Source organism: Parolsenella sp. LCP21S3_E11 (genome assembly GCF_052118165.1).
Lineage (GTDB): Bacteria > Actinomycetota > Coriobacteriia > Coriobacteriales > Atopobiaceae > Parolsenella.
This window is the reverse complement of sequence record NZ_JBQKHS010000004.1, coordinates 76897-93174: the sequence shown is the minus strand read 5'-3', so window position 1 is coordinate 93174 and position 16278 is coordinate 76897. Positions and strand designations below refer to the sequence as shown.

Annotated in this window: 13 protein-coding genes and 1 pseudogene; 6 read left to right on the top strand and 8 right to left on the bottom strand. The window is 56.6% G+C overall.

Going from position 1 to position 16278, the window contains the following annotated elements; genetic code table 11:
- The first annotated feature begins 192 nt into the window (after window positions 1-192).
- Window positions 193-1788 (top strand): glutamine-hydrolyzing GMP synthase, encoded by a 1596-nt coding sequence (gene guaA, locus ACTQ1Z_RS05400; RefSeq protein WP_441859383.1) that lies wholly within the window; start codon window positions 193-195, stop codon window positions 1786-1788.
- A gap of 325 nt (window positions 1789-2113) precedes the next feature.
- Here the strand turns inward: guaA and ACTQ1Z_RS05395 are convergent, their stop codons facing one another.
- Window positions 2114-2368 (bottom strand): hypothetical protein, encoded by a 255-nt coding sequence (locus ACTQ1Z_RS05395; protein WP_441859380.1) that lies wholly within the window; start codon window positions 2366-2368, stop codon window positions 2114-2116.
- Window positions 2369-2499: 131 nt separating this feature from the next.
- Between ACTQ1Z_RS05395 and ACTQ1Z_RS05390 the strand changes: the two genes are divergently transcribed.
- From ACTQ1Z_RS05390 to ACTQ1Z_RS05380, 3 genes are all read left to right on the top strand, one after another.
- The gene (locus ACTQ1Z_RS05390; RefSeq protein WP_123220203.1) at window positions 2500-3300 is read left to right on the top strand and encodes an SDR family NAD(P)-dependent oxidoreductase; all 801 of its coding nucleotides are present in this window, start codon (window positions 2500-2502) and stop codon (window positions 3298-3300) included.
- 1008 nt (window positions 3301-4308) lie between these two features.
- Window positions 4309-5646, top strand: a complete 1338-nt coding sequence (locus ACTQ1Z_RS05385; RefSeq protein WP_441859377.1) for a hypothetical protein — start codon at window positions 4309-4311, stop codon at window positions 5644-5646.
- Between the two features lie 111 nt (window positions 5647-5757).
- Complete coding sequence (locus tag ACTQ1Z_RS05380; RefSeq protein ID WP_441859374.1) at window positions 5758-5988, top strand: response regulator transcription factor; 231 nt, start codon at window positions 5758-5760, stop codon at window positions 5986-5988.
- 64 nt (window positions 5989-6052) lie between these two features.
- Here ACTQ1Z_RS05380 and ACTQ1Z_RS05375 read toward each other — a convergent pair whose 3' ends face one another.
- From ACTQ1Z_RS05375 to ACTQ1Z_RS05360, 4 genes are all read right to left on the bottom strand, one after another.
- Window positions 6053-6469: a LuxR C-terminal-related transcriptional regulator gene (locus ACTQ1Z_RS05375; RefSeq protein ID WP_441859371.1), complete on the bottom strand. Its 417-nt coding sequence runs from the start codon at window positions 6467-6469 to the stop codon at window positions 6053-6055.
- 129 nt (window positions 6470-6598) lie between these two features.
- The gene (locus ACTQ1Z_RS05370) at window positions 6599-7369 is read right to left on the bottom strand and encodes a hypothetical protein (protein ID WP_441859368.1); all 771 of its coding nucleotides are present in this window, start codon (window positions 7367-7369) and stop codon (window positions 6599-6601) included.
- Window positions 7366-8094: a lantibiotic protection ABC transporter ATP-binding protein gene (locus tag ACTQ1Z_RS05365; protein WP_441859365.1), complete on the bottom strand. Its 729-nt coding sequence runs from the start codon at window positions 8092-8094 to the stop codon at window positions 7366-7368. Before ACTQ1Z_RS05365 ends, ACTQ1Z_RS05370 begins: the two co-directional genes overlap by 4 nt.
- Before the next feature lie 1075 nt (window positions 8095-9169).
- Complete coding sequence (locus ACTQ1Z_RS05360) at window positions 9170-9322, bottom strand: hypothetical protein (RefSeq protein WP_441859362.1); 153 nt, start codon at window positions 9320-9322, stop codon at window positions 9170-9172.
- Window positions 9323-10064: 742 nt separating this feature from the next.
- On the opposite strand from ACTQ1Z_RS05360, the gene tet(W) reads away from it, so the two are divergent.
- Window positions 10065-11981, top strand: coding sequence for a tetracycline resistance ribosomal protection protein Tet(W) (gene tet(W), locus ACTQ1Z_RS05355; RefSeq protein ID WP_441859359.1), 1917 nt, complete (start codon window positions 10065-10067; stop codon window positions 11979-11981).
- Between the two features lie 1190 nt (window positions 11982-13171).
- Window positions 13172-13264: pseudogene (locus ACTQ1Z_RS05350) on the top strand (hypothetical protein); the annotation flags it as partial.
- Window positions 13265-13500: 236 nt separating this feature from the next.
- Here ACTQ1Z_RS05350 and ACTQ1Z_RS05345 read toward each other — a convergent pair.
- From ACTQ1Z_RS05345 to ACTQ1Z_RS05335, 3 genes are all read right to left on the bottom strand, one after another.
- Window positions 13501-14826 carry an MFS transporter gene (locus tag ACTQ1Z_RS05345; RefSeq protein WP_330958904.1) on the bottom strand — a complete coding sequence of 442 codons (1326 nt, stop codon included), beginning with the start codon at window positions 14824-14826 and terminating at the stop codon, window positions 13501-13503.
- A 167-nt stretch (window positions 14827-14993) separates the two neighbouring features.
- Window positions 14994-15341: a hypothetical protein gene (locus tag ACTQ1Z_RS05340; RefSeq protein ID WP_441859356.1), complete on the bottom strand. Its 348-nt coding sequence runs from the start codon at window positions 15339-15341 to the stop codon at window positions 14994-14996.
- A 65-nt stretch (window positions 15342-15406) separates the two neighbouring features.
- A complete protein-coding gene (locus tag ACTQ1Z_RS05335; protein WP_441859354.1) occupies window positions 15407-16078 on the bottom strand; it encodes a restriction endonuclease subunit S in 672 nt (223 codons plus the stop codon).
- Window positions 16079-16278 lie beyond the last annotated feature (200 nt).

Here is a 16278-nt window from a genome sequence, read left to right as displayed (position 1 = left end):
ATCGCGCGCACGTAGATGCATTGATGTGGCTGACGTATTATTGTACGCGTCAAATTCGTGACTTTGCTAGCGCCCACGGCGCGCGCCGGATCAGCGATTCGTCGTGGTTCCTGCTTCCAAGTCGCGCGACTCTCGTAAATCTCGAGCCCACATGCTCGTGACCCTTGCAACCCTCGTCCCACGGAGGAGCCCATGCAGAACAGCCAGCAGAAGGTCATCGTCCTCGACTTTGGCGCCCAGTACGGCCAGCTCATCGCGCGCCGCGTCCGCGACTTGAACGTCTACTCGGAGATCATGCCGTGCGACGCCACGGCGGCCGAGATCGCTGCGGAGAATCCCAGCGCCATCATCCTCTCCGGCGGTCCCGCGAGCGTGAACGCCGAGGACGCCCCGCGCGTCGACCCCGCCATCTACGAGATGGGCGTCCCCGTGCTCGGCTTCTGCTACGGTCACCAGATCACGGCCGTGACCCTGGGCGGCAAGGTCTTCCACCCCGAGGTGGGCGAGTACGGCCCGGCCGAGCTCGAGCGCGAGGCGAAGAGCGCCCTGTTCAACAGCACGCCCATGAAGCAGACCGTGTGGATGAGCCACTTCGATGCCGTCTGCGACGTGCCGGAGGGCTTCGTCGTCACCGCCAAGACCGCTACGTGCCCCGTGGCCGCGATGGAGAACGCCGAGAAGCGCATCTACACCACGCAGTTCCACCCCGAGGTCAAGCACACCGAGTATGGCCAGCAGATCCTCTCGAACTTCCTCTTCGATATCTGCAAGCTCGAGAAGAACTGGTCGATGGACAACCTCGTCGAGACCATGACGGCGGACTTCCGCGAGAAGGTGGGCGAGGACCGCGTCATTCTGGCCCTCTCCGGTGGCGTTGACTCCTCCGTGGTCGCCGCCCTTGGCGCCCGTGCCATCGGCAAGCAGATGACCTGCGTCTTCATCAACCACGGCCTGCTCCGCAAGAACGAGCCCGAGCAGGTCGAGGAGGTCTTCACCAAGCAGTTCGACGTCGACTTCATCCACGTCCACGCCGAGGACCGCTATGCCGAGCTCCTGGCCGGCGTGACCGAGCCGGAGGAGAAGCGCCGCATCATCGGCACGCAGTTCTGGAAGGAGTTCTTCGCGGTCGCCCAGCAGCTCGAGACCGACGGCAATCCCGTGAAGTACCTCGCCCAGGGCACCATCTACCCCGATATCATCGAGTCCGGCGCGCGCAAGACGGGCGGCAAGGCGAGCACCATCAAGAGCCACCACAACTTGATCCCGTTCCCCGAGGGCGTGAGTTTCGACCTCATCGAGCCGCTTGACCACTTCTTCAAGGATGAGGTCCGCGAGCTGGGCCTTGCGCTGGGCCTGCCGGCGCACATCGTCTACCGTCAGCCGTTCCCGGGCCCGGGCCTGGCTATCCGCATCATTGGCGCGATCGACAAGGAGAAGCTCGAGATCCTGAAGAACGCCGACGCCATCGTGCGCGAGGAGCTCGACGCCTACAACCAGAGACTGTTCGAGGAGACGGGCGACCGCAACTCCGAGCACAGCTGCTGGCAGTACTTCGCCGTGCTGCCCGACATCAAGAGCGTGGGCGTCATGGGCGACGAGCGCACCTACCAGCGTCCGATCATCCTGCGCGCCGTCGAGTCCAGCGACGCCATGACCGCCGACTGGGCGAAGCTGCCCTACGACGTCTTGGCGAGGATCTCCGGCCGCATCGTCGCCGAGGTCCCTGGCGCCAACCGCGTCTGCTACGACATCACGAGCAAGCCCCCCGCGACGATCGAGTGGGAATAGCCCGATAGGCTATTTTGCGGCGTCGTTTCTCCGTCCGCTGAGTACCGCAGAGTGTCGCAGCATACAGAGGAAACGCAAAGCCCCAGCAAATTGGGAGAATGAATTAGACGAGATATCCCCGATTTCCGAGCGGAATCGGGGATATCTTTTGTCCGTTTACCTGCAATTTTAGACATATTTACTCCCAATTTGCATATAGGGCGTACGCGTCGGCTCCCTATGAACAGAGAGCAAGCGTTTTGTTGAGGGAGTAAATTGTTTGCCAGCAGCCTCTGACCATGCTGTATCTGTCTACTATTCAATTCCCTTCATTTTGATTTTGGTACTACCAGCATTTGAACAGGGCAAAGCTTCCATCTTCCATCTGTACGCGACGAGCATAGCGCCCTGTTGCCACATAATCGCAGCCAAGCTCTTTGCGGCGCTGCTGCAGCAACGCAAACTTCAAATGCCGGTTGCAGGCAATGCAAGGGTTGGGCGTTTTACCCTCCAAATACGAACGACAAAACGGTTCAATAACATACGAACTGAAATGCTTTGAAGCATTAAGCACATAATGCGGAAAACCCAGCGCGCGCAACGCGGCCGGCCCCTTCCCTTCCTGCCGAAATCCACACGCCTGCGGTTCACTTTTTCTATGCAAATATCCACAAACACGCGAAAAAGGAATACAAATGCCTTATCTATTTTTTGAACGAGAAAGGAAACACAATGGGTAGACTTGAAGGCAAAGTTGCTATCGTAACGGGCTCCACCAGCGGCATTGGCATCGGTATCGCAAAGGTGTACGCAGCCGAGGGGGCAACGGTTGTTATTAGTGGTCGTCGTGCCGAAAAAGGCCAAGTTGTAGTTGATCAAATTGTTGAAGCAGGCGGCAAGGCAAGCTTCCACTATTTCGACATTACCGAACCAGCAAGCATCGAAGCGCTTATTGCAGACACCGTAGAGCAATACGGCAAGCTCGATATTTTGGTAAACAATGCAGCAAACGTTGCCCTCAAGGACGGTCGTGTTGACGAGCTCACCCTTGAAATGTGGGACGCAATTTTGGAAAGCGACCTGCGCGGCACCTTCTATGCAACGAAGTGCGCTATCCCCTACATGAAAGAAATTGGTGGCGGCGCAATCGTAAACATTGGCTCTATGGCATCATGTGCAGGCGACTTAGGTTCTACCGCTTATGCATGTGCCAAGGCGGGCGTAGACATCTTCACGCAATACGTTGCTTTGCAATACGGCAAAGACAACATCCGCTGCAATTGCATCCGTCCAGGCTTGATTGTTACGCCGGAAAACGAGGCGAAGGTTCCTCAGATGCTCAAAGATATCTTCTTGGGTAGCATCATGGTTAACCGCTACGGTTGCCCAGAAGACATTGCTCATGCAGCCGTATATTTTGGCTCCGATGAAAGTACCTACACCACAGGACAGATCATCAACGTTGACGGCGGCATGAATTCGCACGCTCCAACCGTTGCTCAGTTCCGCCAGATGAATTCCCGCACGTGGTAATTCGTACAGGCGAATAGACCAGTACGAAAGCGCGAACGCGAGAATGCGGAAAGCGTGGACGCATGAACGTGCTAGAGTGTGAAAGCACGAAGGTGCGCATGACTGAATGCGCGAAAGCACACCACGCACGCAAAAGATTTCTTGCAGATAAAATCTACATGGCCACCATTTGCGGGTGGCCATGTTTTTTGTGCAGGCAATCTGTTGGCTAAGGCTTTTAGGACAAAAAGTGTGTCCACGTTGGGGGCATCGGCGCAGGTGACGCCCCTTTTTCAGCCGTATTAATTCCGTGCCCGCTTTTAACCGCTCGGACAGAATGCGTGTCCGGTTGCCTATCGCTCCCGCAGGCAGATAACCTTTTCCGGAACCGTTAAATACCCTTTCGGAGGAGGTGCCCATGAAGGCCGTCTATTGCCCCTACTGCGGCGGTCGGGCCAAGCGCAACGGCAGGACCTCATCGTGGTCCCGGCGGTGGAGGCGCACGGCCCGCGGCGCATCGATGACGGTGAGGTGCGATGACACCGCGGCGGGGCTCGGGGAGTTCCTCGGGCGGTTCCTCTCGAAGGGCTCGCAGGCCACGATGCCGGGCGGCGGGCGGTCCTTCAGGCGCAGGACGGCCGAGTTCCGGGAGATCTGGCCCACGCTCGCCCCCGACGGCGGGGGAGGGTTCGCCAAGACCGTGCGCGAGAGCTGGCCGCAAACCATGGTCCGGCGCTGCCTTTGGCATGCTTTCTCCCAGGAGAACAGGCACACGACTAGCAGGCCGAGGCTGAGGGCGGGGATGCTTCGTGGTCTTGATGGGGTGGGCGCCTGGTTCGAAGGAGGCAGAATCTGGTTTTGTGGTGCTGAAAAGTTAGGAATATCTTTTATTAGAGAGGTAACTGCATTCAAACGACGCATAACCAACAAAGATTCGGTTATTTTTTTCCATATGGAAAAAACGCAGCAAACACACTGTACGTTGTGTTGCGTTTTACGTTGGTTCAATTCTATGCGATTGGAGCAGACATGAGCTTCGTGGATGCCAAATTCTCCAAATGGGGAGAGGTCGCAACTGCAGTTTTCTCCCAATCGTTTGCGAAAAGATTAGCGAGGGTGATGCTGGCGGCAGTGCTGGCAGCATCTTTTCTGCCCGTTGTGGCTTTCGCTGATGAGGGCGGGGCGGCAAGCGATCCCGTTGAGAATGCATTCAAAGGCCCTGATAAGATTCAGTACGGCATGACTGAACAATATACCTATAACAATGGAAAACCAACGTCTAAATATAGATGGAGCTATGTTCCTACCCAAGAAAACGGTGGAGCTATCACAATCTCGAGTGTTGACAACTCGCCTAATGGGCAGATCGTTTCCGTAACGGGAACTAAACTCGGCTACGTGATTTTGAGGGTTTCGGAAGATGGTCAGTTTAAATGTGAAAGGAAGATCCTGATTTCACGGCGTGATATAACATTGACTTCCGGTAGCCTTGAGAAGGTGTACGACGGCGAGGAACTTACGGGCGGATATGTAAGCGTCGATGGCGGAGATTTTGTTGGTGACGACGAAGTTGATGTCACGTGGACCAACTCTCTGACGGATGTTGGCGAGGTTGATAATGAGTTTAATGTAACTTTCACTTCAGGTACTCCCGCCAACTACAATATTACCTATAGATACGGTAAATTGAGGGTCACACCACGTGAGATAACCCTGAAGTCCGCCGATTTAAGTAAGGAATACGACGGCGAGCCGCTGATCAATGGTGCTGCTGCCATCGCCATTGAGGGTGCGGGTTTCGTTGAGGGTCAGGGCGTAAGTTATACCTTTACCGGTTCGCAGAAAATCGCCGGTTCCTCCGACAATGCTTTTACCTACAAGCCAAACGATGGAACCGATTTGGATAACTACGATATCAAGACCAAGTTCGGAAAGCTGGAAGTCACCAATCGTAGTACCAAGTACGAGATTACCCTTACTCCCAATTCCAAGTCCGTGACCTACGATGGCACCGAGAAGTCCGTATCCGGTTTCGAGACCCTGGAGTTCCAGATCAATGGTCAGACCTTCTACGTTTCCGGCGTTGAGGCTTCTGCAACGGGCACCGATGCAGGCGAGTACCCTGTAACGAAAAGCGGTCAGGCGGTCGTGACCGATGTCGAGGGCAACGATGTGACCGAGCAGTTCATCGTGAACATCGACGATGCCAAGCTGACCATCGTCGAGGGCGACTCCGATAAGTCTGCATCCAATCTCCCTCACACCGGCGATAGCGCCGCCCCCTACGCGATGGGCATCTGCGGCGTGGCGATCACTGCCGGTGCCGTGGCATTCGTCGCCCGCAGGAAGGGCAGCAGCAGGCGCTAGCCGCGCACTATCCGCGCAGCCTCTTTATCCAGACACCCTAACGGGTCCTAGCCGTATGTCTTTCTTGCACATCATCGGCGGATACGTAATGTGCGGTTGGCGGAATCCCTTGTGCCCTGGATCACTCGCGAATACGGGCTGACCAAGCGCGAGGAAGTACTGCTGTCGCTCCTTGAAAAGGGCGCATCAAACAAGGAGATTGCTGAGCAAGAATGCATTTCCGTCAACACGGTGAAAACCCACATAACGAATATTTACGCCAAGCTTGGTGTGAGCAGCCGAGACGAGCTTGCGCAAAAACTTAGAGAGGAACTGCGCGGCCGCAAGAGGGCCGGGCTCTGAGAGCCTGGGGGTCGGTGCGGCTATGCGGCCGCCCCCTACGGGATTGGCCGTCTACGGCCGTTCTTCATCCCTTCCAGAACAGCTGGGTGAGTTCTTGGCGGGTGGTGGTGCCGGTTTTCTTCAGAATGTTGTGCACATGGGCCTTCACAGTGCCCAGGACCACTTGCAGCGAACTGGCGATGTTCTGGTTGTCCTTGCCCTGCAGCACCTCTTTCAAGATGACGCACTCGCGCGCGGTCAGGTGATAGTGCTCGCAGAAGGCGAGGAGCAGCTCGTCTACGTATTCTTGGGTGTCGGGCGCGCCCGCGCGAGGGGACCGCCGTGAGGTTGGCGAGGCGCCCGGCGGCGCGCTCCTCGTCCACGGCGAGCCCGCAGACGATGGCGGACATGAGCGGCATGAGGGCGCCGAGGAACTGGGCGTAGGCGTCCGCGCCCAGCGCCGGGTCCCATCGGGCGACGGAGAAGTACTCGCCGCAGGCAAGGCCGGCTGCCAGGCCGCAGACGAGGTGCACCGCCGTGAGCGGGGAGCGCGCCAGGCGCAGGGCCTCGGAGAGCAGGGCCCGCGGGAGAGTCATGCGCGGCGTCGGGCCGGAGAGTCGTGTCATGGCCATCACCTCTCCTCGGAGCGCGCGAACCAGGCCGCGCCCGCCGCCGTGAGCGCGGCGAACGCGAGCGCGCAGACCGCAAGGCCCGCCAGTGTGAGCATGCCGTCCGCCGTGAGCGCCCCGCCGAGCGCCATGTCCGCCGCGAGTGGCTCGCCGCTCGGCAGCACGGGGATGAAGCTCGTGGGGATGACCATGCTCGCCGACGGCGGAAAGAGCTGCGGCAGCGGCATCAGCGACCAGGCGAACCCACCCACGAGCTTCGTGGCGAGCGGGCAGAAGATGCCCGCGAGCATGCCGAGCCGCGCCGTGAGGAAGAGCCCTGCGGGGATCATCCACGCCGCGGTCACCGTGTTGGCGAGCGCGCAGAGGAGCATCGTGAGCGTGCCCGCGGCCGTGAGGCCCTGCGAGGAGAACGCCGAGCCCGCGAGGTAGATGCCGAAGACCACGAGGTTCGAGAGCGTGCAGAGCGCGAGGCACCAGAGCGCCTTGGCCCACCAGGCGCGCCCGAGCGGGAAGCCCAGGCCTAGAAGCCCCCGCATCCGCGTGCGCGCGTCCGCCCGCGCGACGCAAGCCACCACGAGCGAGAGAGCCACGGGCAGGAAGAGCGCGTACCAGTAGTTCCACGCGCTGAAGATCTGCACGCCCCGGTAGGGCATCGCGCCGAGCAGCGGCATCGGCAGCGCCATGAGCACGGCCAGGCGAACCGGTGCCGCGTGCCGCGACTTCAGGGCCTCAGCGCGCAGGCCCGCGAGCAGGCCGCCTTTCTCGCCTGTCATGCCGCCACCTCCCCGCGCGCTCGTCGCCCCTCCCGGCAGACGCTCATGAAGAGTTCCTCAAGGTCCTGCCCGGGTCGAAGCGCATCCTCGTAGGCGAGGCGCCCCCCGTAGATGATGCCGATGGTGTCCGCCATCTGCTGCACCTCGGAGAGGATGTGGCTCGAGACGATCACCGTCGTGCCCGCCGCCGCGAAGCCGCGGATCTGGTCGCGCAGCTCCTTGATGCCGATGGGGTCGAGGCCGTTGGTGGGCTCGTCGAGCACGAGCAGGCGTGGCCGGGCGATCAGCGCCAGCGCGAGCCCCAGGCGCTGTCGCATGCCCATCGAGAAGCGTCCGGCGCGCTTCTTCCCGGTGTCCGCGAGGTCCACGGCGGCGAGCACCTCATCTACGCGGCTCTCGGGAAGGCCCAGCAGCGTGGTGCGCACGCGCAGGTTCTCGCGCGCGGTGAGGTTGGGGTAGAGCGGCGCCTCCTCGATGAGGCTGCCGATTGCGTAGAGGTCCTCGCGGCGCCAGGCGTGCCCGGCAAAGAGGATCTCCCCGGTCGTCGGCCGCAGCATCCCGCAGATCATCCTGAGCGTTGTCGACTTGCCGGCGCCGTTGGGGCCGAGCAGCCCGTACACCTCGCCCTCGCGGATATGAAGGCTCACGTCGGCCACGGCATCCTGCGCCTGGTCGCCGCGGCCGAAGCGCTTGGTGAGCCCGCGCGTCTCGAGCATGTAACCCATGGGTTCGTCCTTTCTCTTCCGGGCGCGCGGGCCGAGTCGCCGTGCTCGTGCGCCTTACCTTTCGGGTTCACCATCCATGGTGGGGCGCGTTTCTAACGAAGTTGAAACGGCCGTTGGGCTCTTTTGGCGCCAGCCCTTCTCGACCCGTACGCCACTCATGGTGTGTTTATCGCGATAGCTAGGACGGAGGTGCCCGTGGCACGCAATAAGTACCCGGAGGAGACGGTCGAGAAGATTCTCGACGTTGCCGAGCGGCTCCTCGCGGAGCGCGGCTACGAGCACACCACGATGCTCTGAAGAGCAATACGCTAAATCGAAAAAGGCAAACCCTGGAGACGTGATTTTCGCCATAACGAGCAAGAATATCGAAGATGTCTGCACACCATTGGCGTAGGAAGGGGAGCAGCCGGTTGCAATCAGCCTGAAATAAGGCGACGACCGGGATCCTCTAACTCGGATTTCCCGCTCGGTTCCTAAGGCGCTTAGGGCCGGCTCATAAGGGCGAAAACAAAGCCACCCGCGACGATTCTTTCAGTCATCGCTCTTGCGCATCCCTCATGACCCGCGGAAATGCAAGACGATAAAGCCACTGGCTACGATTCACTTTGCCAAACGGGTGTCGAAGAGGATAGTCGGCTGTTTTGGCGTTCATATCGGACGTTTCAGGGCCTCAAAACCAACCCGCTTTTGTCCCCGGGTCAAAAATGAAACTGCGGGCTCGTGGTTTCGAAATAGTTTGCGAATTTGTCCCAGGGCTTGTCCCAAACGCCTACGCGAGGACACGCGGAGGGATTCGGCGGCAAGACAGTCAAGCCCAACAGCCCAACTGGAGTTGACTGGAATGACACCACAGCAAATGGGCGTGAAAGAGTGGGAATAACTGACAAAACCCGCAAAGCCTTGAAAACACTGGAGTCTTAAAGCGTAAACGGGGCATTTGATAGCAAATTGATAGCAGATACCAAAACCGGATTTACTTTGTTCACTCCCGTATAGCGGGTGGCTTGCGGGTAAATCCTCCATATCCTAAGAAAAAGGTCTTGCTGACTTTCACCAGTCGGCAAGACCTTTTTTGCTATTTGTCTTTTCTCTGTTTCTTCAATCCCTTTATCAGAGCATCGCTTAATTCCTTCGAGGGGACTTTGGCCCACCGCTGGGTGGTGTCATACTTGGGGTAGTTGTACCGCCAGCGGTCATAGTCCTCCTTGGTGATCTCCCCGGCCTCCAACTTCGCCGCCTGTTCCCGCCACGCAATCAAGATTTTGTTCAGCTCACTGGCCCAAGCCCTTATGGGCGAAGATCGTCAAGGTGCTGCGGTCTGTCTACCGGGCCTACTGCGACCTCAAATCCAAATTTGAGCGGCTGCAAGCGGACTATGGCCGGGAGGTCAGCAAAAATAGTTCCTTATCAGAAAGGATTTACGAGGTCTGCGCCGAGAGGGACAGTCTAAAGGGAAAGGTCAGGGACTATGAGCGGGTCAGGCGGGCCATTGGCCCGGAACAGGCGGACAGAATATTAGAGGCCGCTTACCAGCAGGAACAGGCTGAAAAGGAACGGAAACGGGACGCAAGGCAAAAAGCAAGATTAGGCGCACGATAATCACCAAAAACGGAGGGTGTTCCAGTGAATGCCCTCCTGATTTATTTGGGGAATCGGGTAAAATAATTTCTTGTTTTTTAGAGTGTACTATGATATACTGCTATTAACCTGATTTGAGGAGTCTACCAAATATGCGGCAAGGTATTCTTAAATAAAATTTGATAATGGGCGCAAAAATGATTGCCCCTTGCAGGGGCTTAGTTTTTGTACCCAATTAAAGAATACTTTTGCCTTTTTAGTAAATATCGTGACGGACAGCGGCTCATGTAAGCCGTCATACTTCTGTTTGTCCGAAGTCATGATCCCCAGCGGTAAAAGTATTAGCCGCTGGGGATTTTTGCGCCCATTTGGGCCTTGTATGGAGGATAGACATGAACATTATCAATATTGGGATTCTTGCCCATGTAGACGCTGGAAAGACAACCTTGACGGAGAGCCTGCTATATGCCAGCGGAGCCATTTCAGAACCGGGGAGCGTCGAAAAAGGGACAACGAGGACGGACACCATGCTTTTGGAGCGGCAGCGTGGGATTACCATTCAAGCGGCAGTCACTTCCTTCCAGTGGCACAGATGTAAAGTCAACATTGTGGATACGCCCGGCCACATGGATTTTTTGGCGGAGGTGTACCGCTCTTTGGCTGTTTTAGATGGGGCCATCTTGGTGATCTCCGCTAAAGATGGCGTGCAGGCCCAGACCCGTATTCTGTTCCATGCCCTGCGGAAAATGAACATTCCCACCGTTATCTTTATCAACAAGATCGACCAGGTTGGCGTTGATTTGCAGGGCGTGTATCAGTCTGTTCGGGATAAGCTCTCCGCCGATATTATCATCAAGCAGACGGTGTCGCTGTCCCCGGAAATAGTCCTGGAGGAAAATACCGGCATAGAAGCATGGGATGCGGTCATCGAAAATAACGATAAATTATTGGAAAAGTATATCGCAGGAGAACCAATCAGCCGGGAAGAACTTGCGCGGGAGGAACAGCGGCGGGTTCAAGACGCCTCCCTGTTCCCGGTCTATCATGGCAGCGCCAAAAAGGGCCTTGGCATTCAACCGTTGATGGATGCGGTGACAGGGCTGTTCCAACCGATTGGGGAACAGGGGAGCGCCGCCCTATGCGGCAGCGTTTTCAAGGTGGAGTATACAGATTGTGGCCAGCGGCTCATCTATCTGCGGCTATACAGCGGAACGCTGCGCCTGCGGGATACGGTGGCCCTGGCCGGGAGAGAAAAGCTGAAAATCACAGAGATGCGTATTCCATCCAAAGGGGAGATTGTTCGGACAGACACCGCCCATAAGGGCGAAATTGTCATCCTTCCCAGCGACAGCGTGGGATTAAACGACGTATTGGGGGACAACACCCGGCTTCCTCGTGAAAGGTGGCGTGATGCCCCCCTCCCCATGCTGCGGACGACGATTGCGCCGAAAACGGCAGCGCAAAGAGAACGGCTGCTGGACGCTCTTACTCAAATTGCGGATACTGACCCGCTTTTGCGCTACGAGGTGGATTCCATCACCCACGAGATCATTCTTTCTTTTTTAGGCCGGGTGCAGTTGGAGGTCGTTTCCGCTTTGCTGTCGGAAAAATACAAGATTGAAACAGTGGTAAAGGAACCCACCGTCATTTATATGGAGCGGCCGCTCAAAGCAGCCAGCCACACCATCCATATCGAGGTGCCGCCCAACCCGTTTTGGGCATCTATCGGACTGTCTGTTACACCACTCCCGCTTGGCTCCGGCGTACAATACGAGAGCCGGGTTTCGCTGGGATACTTGAACCAGAGTTTTCAAAACGCTGTCAGGGATGGTATCCGTTACGGGCTGGAGCAGGGCTTGTTCGGCTGGAACGTAACGGACTGTAAGATTTGCTTTGAATACGGGCTTTATTACAGTCCAGTCAGCACGCCGGCGGACTTCCGCTCATTGGCCCCGATTGTATTGGAACAGGCATTGAAGGAATCGGGGACGCAGCTGCTGGAACCTTATCTCTCCTTCACCCTCTATGCGCCCCAGGAATACCTTTCCAGGGCTTATCATGATGCACCGAAATACTGTGCCACCATCGAAACGGCCCAGGTAAAAAAGGATGAAGTTGTCTTTACTGGCGAGATTCCCGCCCGCTGTATACAGGCATACCGTACTGATCTGGCCTTTTACACCAGCGGGCAGAGCGTATGCCTTACAGAGCTAAAAGGGTATCAGGCCGCTGTCGGCCAGCCGGTCATCCAGCCCCGCCGTCCAAACAGCCGCCTGGACAAGGTGCGCCATATGTTCAGTAAGATCTAAGGATAATAGGTATCAGGAAAAATCAAATGATATCAAATCCCCCAAACAAAAGCGTTTAGAATTAAGTTTCATTTTGCGAGTGGGAATAACGGGAACTGGCTTCTGAACTCGTGTTTTGGTGCTGCTGAGTACCGCCTGATGCCGTTTCGGCGTCGCCATAGAGCAAAGCCACCAGCGAAATAACGGGAATAATAGCCTTCGGACCCTCTGGTTCGGAGGCTTTCTTTTTTTCATGCTTACCTGGAAAAACGGCTCAATTGTTCCCGCATACCCCTACTGGGCGGTACGGCGGAATACTCGGCGGCACGGGAATAATAGTGCCCTGCGGGAATAATTCACAATTCGTGTCCCCCGAGGGCCGATTTCGAACGGCCGAAACTGAGTTGAAACTGCGGGGCGGATTCAAGCCCTCTTCGGTTGCATCTGCCCAGGTCAACAAACGGGAATAAAGAAACACGAAAATCGGTTTCCGCAGTTTCGGTGACCCCGAATGCCGCCGAATGACGCCGTGTATCTTGCTGTATTTTGGCGCGCGATTATTCCTCGAACGGGGCTTCCGGGGCGCCGATTCCACGCGGGAATAACGGAACAGCCCCGGAGAACCGGAGGCTGTTCGCAAGGAAGTATCAATTCACCTGGGAAGATGTCAGAAAGAGGCCTTCCAGTCGGCGTAAGCGTCCTCGTCGAGCTCGCCGCACTCGAGCTCGACGCGCTTTTCCGCCCAGGCCTTGATCGACTGCGCGAGCTGTAAGCGCCAAAATGACCGCGTCTTAACAACCCACTGGGCTTGAGGCAGAACCATCGCATCGACTTATCCTGGAAGAGGAGGCTGCGGTGACGCAGGCGAGCATAGATCGCAGGAACATGTGAGCGGAGCGCATCGAGTGGCGCCTCTCGTCGAGCATGAGAATAGAGCGCTGGTGCAAGTTAAACCATGTGGGCAGGTCAAGTCTGTATGCATGGTTGGCCAGGTTCAGGGAAGAAGAGCCGGGCCGCCCCCCCGAAGAAACGCAGCCGCCTTGAACTGGATCGAACTCACCAGGGGCGGTCTGGCGGATTCCAAGCTTCGTCGTAGGGCGCAAGAACTGGCTCTTCAGCGATGGCCGCGCGGCGCGCGGGCGTCTGCGGCGATATACAGCGTCACCACCACGGCCAAGGCCAACGGGCTCAATCCCAGGCTTTACGTCGAGTGGCTGCTGACCGAGATGCCCAACACCGGCGAGCTCACCGATGAGGTTGTGGACTCGTTCCTGCCGTGGTCGGATAGGGTGCCTGAGTCCTGAAAGCTCGACCCAGCCGCTGCCGAGAAGGCCAAAGAGATGCCTGACGACTTCTTAATTAACATCGACCCCGATGCGTTCGACGACGAGATGGCGAACAACGCCGAGGAGGGCCTGTAGCGACATGGCGGCCTAAAGCATACCATAACGCAAAGATGGAAACGTCCAGGACTTTTCCATCCGTATGCCGGAATGGTCCTGGACGTTTCCTGCTACGCGGTCATTTTGACGCTAACGCTCTAATGCCTCCACCGCTTGTCGCGGGCGGGGTAGACGATCCAGGCGGATGCGTAGCTTGCGATAAGGCAGACAATGACGCAGACGATGCTTGTCTGGAACCCGAATGAGTCATTGATAACGCCCCAGATTACGCTTGCGAAGCCAATGCCGAGGTCATTGGCGAGCAGGTACAGGGCGTTTGCGGCGCCCCAGCGCTCTGGCGGGGTGTTCTTTACCGCTACGCTTTGATTAAGTGGCATGCTTATGCCAGTGACGAGACCATAGAAGATTCCGGACGCCAGGAAGACAGGTTCCCCGTACGGTGCGGCAAGTAACATAAGGCAGCAGAGGATGCCACACGCGACGGCTCCGGTCATTGTTTTGATTGCAGGTACGGTGTCCATGAAATGCTTCGAAATCATGCGAATGATAATCATGCTTACCGCGCTGATGGTGTAGAAGAGACCGGCGTGGGTATAGCCGAGAGTAGTACCGTACAGACCAGCAAAGAAAACGCCAAAGCCAAAAGTGGGGCATATGATCATCTGTGGGATGGCGCCAGGCAATGCGCGCGGCTCGAAGATGTTGAATGAGTCACGCAGGGTTCTCTTGGACACCTGGTCGCCTTCAGGATACTTTTCACTGTGATTTGTTTCGGATGTAGTTACCGTGGTGGGGCTGGGCGCCTGCCCGTCTTTTGAGTCGAGTTCGAGCCGGGTTTCCATTTTGATTCGGTATGCGCTGGAGCTTGGCAGAGTTTGCCATTTACTTTCATAGCGTGCGTTGAGGGCGATTACAAGCCCTGCAAACCCAACCAGGGCAAGGCCGACATAGAGGTTCGTTGAGGGATCGGTTCCTACTAGGTAAAGTGCGAAGGCTGGGCCGATGCTCATGGCGATAGCCTGTCCGAGGCCGTGGTATCCAATGCCTTCGCCAAGCCGTTCTTGCGGTAAGACGCTTGCTGCGGCGGTCGCGGCTGCTGTTGTTGCTACGCCAAAGCCCACACCTTGCAGCAAACGGCTGATTGTGAAGAGGGGGATGCCTTGAACGACAGCGGACAGTGCTGTTCCTGCTGTGAGGATAGCGATGCCGGCGATGATAACGAGTGAGCACTTGCCGTTGTCGATAACAGGGCCGATGAACAGTCGTGCTAACGCGGCGGCAATGGAGAAGACGAGTGCAAGTACGCCGGCAAGGCTCGCACCGTAACCTTGGCCTGCCAGGAAGACGCTGGTTCCACTGTTGAGCCCTTGGCCCATGGCGAAGCAACAGAAGGTTAGCGCGATGATAAGCACGAAAATAAGCGACCACAGCTTCGGATGGTCGTCCTTACCGATATTTCGCATGAGAATCCCCCTTTGATTCCAATACTCGTATTCTACGTCTGCAAAAAGTGAGATGTATGCGCCAAAATGACCGCAACGCAAAGATGAAAACGTCCAGGACTTTTACATCCGTATGCCGGAATGGTCCTGGACGTTTCCTGCTACGCGGTCATTTTGACGCTTACCAATTATTTCTCGATTTGAGAGACGAGAGTAATAAATGCGTCTTGATCCTTGAGGTCAGGAAGGAAGACCTCGGCCGAACCTACAATTTTGGCGTTGAGATCCTTCATTGTTACACCGATCGCGTTGGCCTCAAGCGCATGGCTGAAGGAAGGAAAAGAAACAACCCGCTGCAAGTAATCGCTTCTAACCTTCTGGCCAGGCCGGATAATCATGCTGCCAGTGCCACAAATCAATCCGTCCGTTTTAACTACGGCGCAGCGTCCGATTTCGCCTCGACGTCCTAATATAACATCACCGGGAAGTAAATGATACGACGCTAAACTTTCGTATTTGCCATCATCAATAGTCAAATTCTCATCAGGTCTAATTGCGCCACCAATAATATGCGAAGGATTGACTAAAGGGCGCCCGCCCGTTATGTAGTCCTCTTTGTGAAAACGCTACCAAAAGGACCAATTCGAAGCTCACAGAACGAATCGATTCTGTTTTTCGCGCTGCTGCTTCCAGGATCGCAAGGATCCCCGAACATCTCGACAAACCGGGATTTGACGAGGTCGTCGAGGAGGGCGAGTTGGCGGTTAGCCGAATCAAGAAGCTCGCATGCTGAATGAAGCAGACTGCAAATCCATCCAGTATTCGAACCGTAGCCCTTAATGGAGAGGTTGGTTAAGTCGTTCGCTTTCAAATTGTTGATATTACTGCCGGTAGAGGTTTCTTCGATTGCCTTCCTATAAGCATTGCTTTGAAAGTAATAGGAGAGATACTCGGCGTTGATTCCACAAGGCCTCATCACACAGCAGAACGCTCCGAACGTTACATCCATATCCTCAGGTACAAAAGCAGCCTTGCCCACGAGCCTCTTGCTCCCGCTCGAAGCGCAAATCAGGATGTCACCCTTCTTGAGCAGTTGGCGTGGCTTGACCTTCGCGCGGTCAACGTACTGGACGTCGTCGAGAACCAGCTTCCCGTTCTGGATGTTGTTCGCTCGAAGCAAGGTAACGTATCCTTTGCCCAGTTCGGCGCTCAGGTCCTCCCCGGCCTTATACGTAACTCCTCGAACGTATTCGGCAACTTTCCCTAGCCGCACCCGCTCCTCGCCAAATTGGGGTTTGCTCAGTTTGCGGCAATCTTTTAGATGGCTTTGTCTGCTTCTGGCTCTCTGAGGCACGCATGCATCTCAAATGCGATGATGAGGCTCAGGCATTCCTTGCTTTCAGTTCGCCTAACACTGAGGTCTCTGGAAGATGATTATCTTTCTGTAGCGTTTAATAAGGATAACTTTAGCGG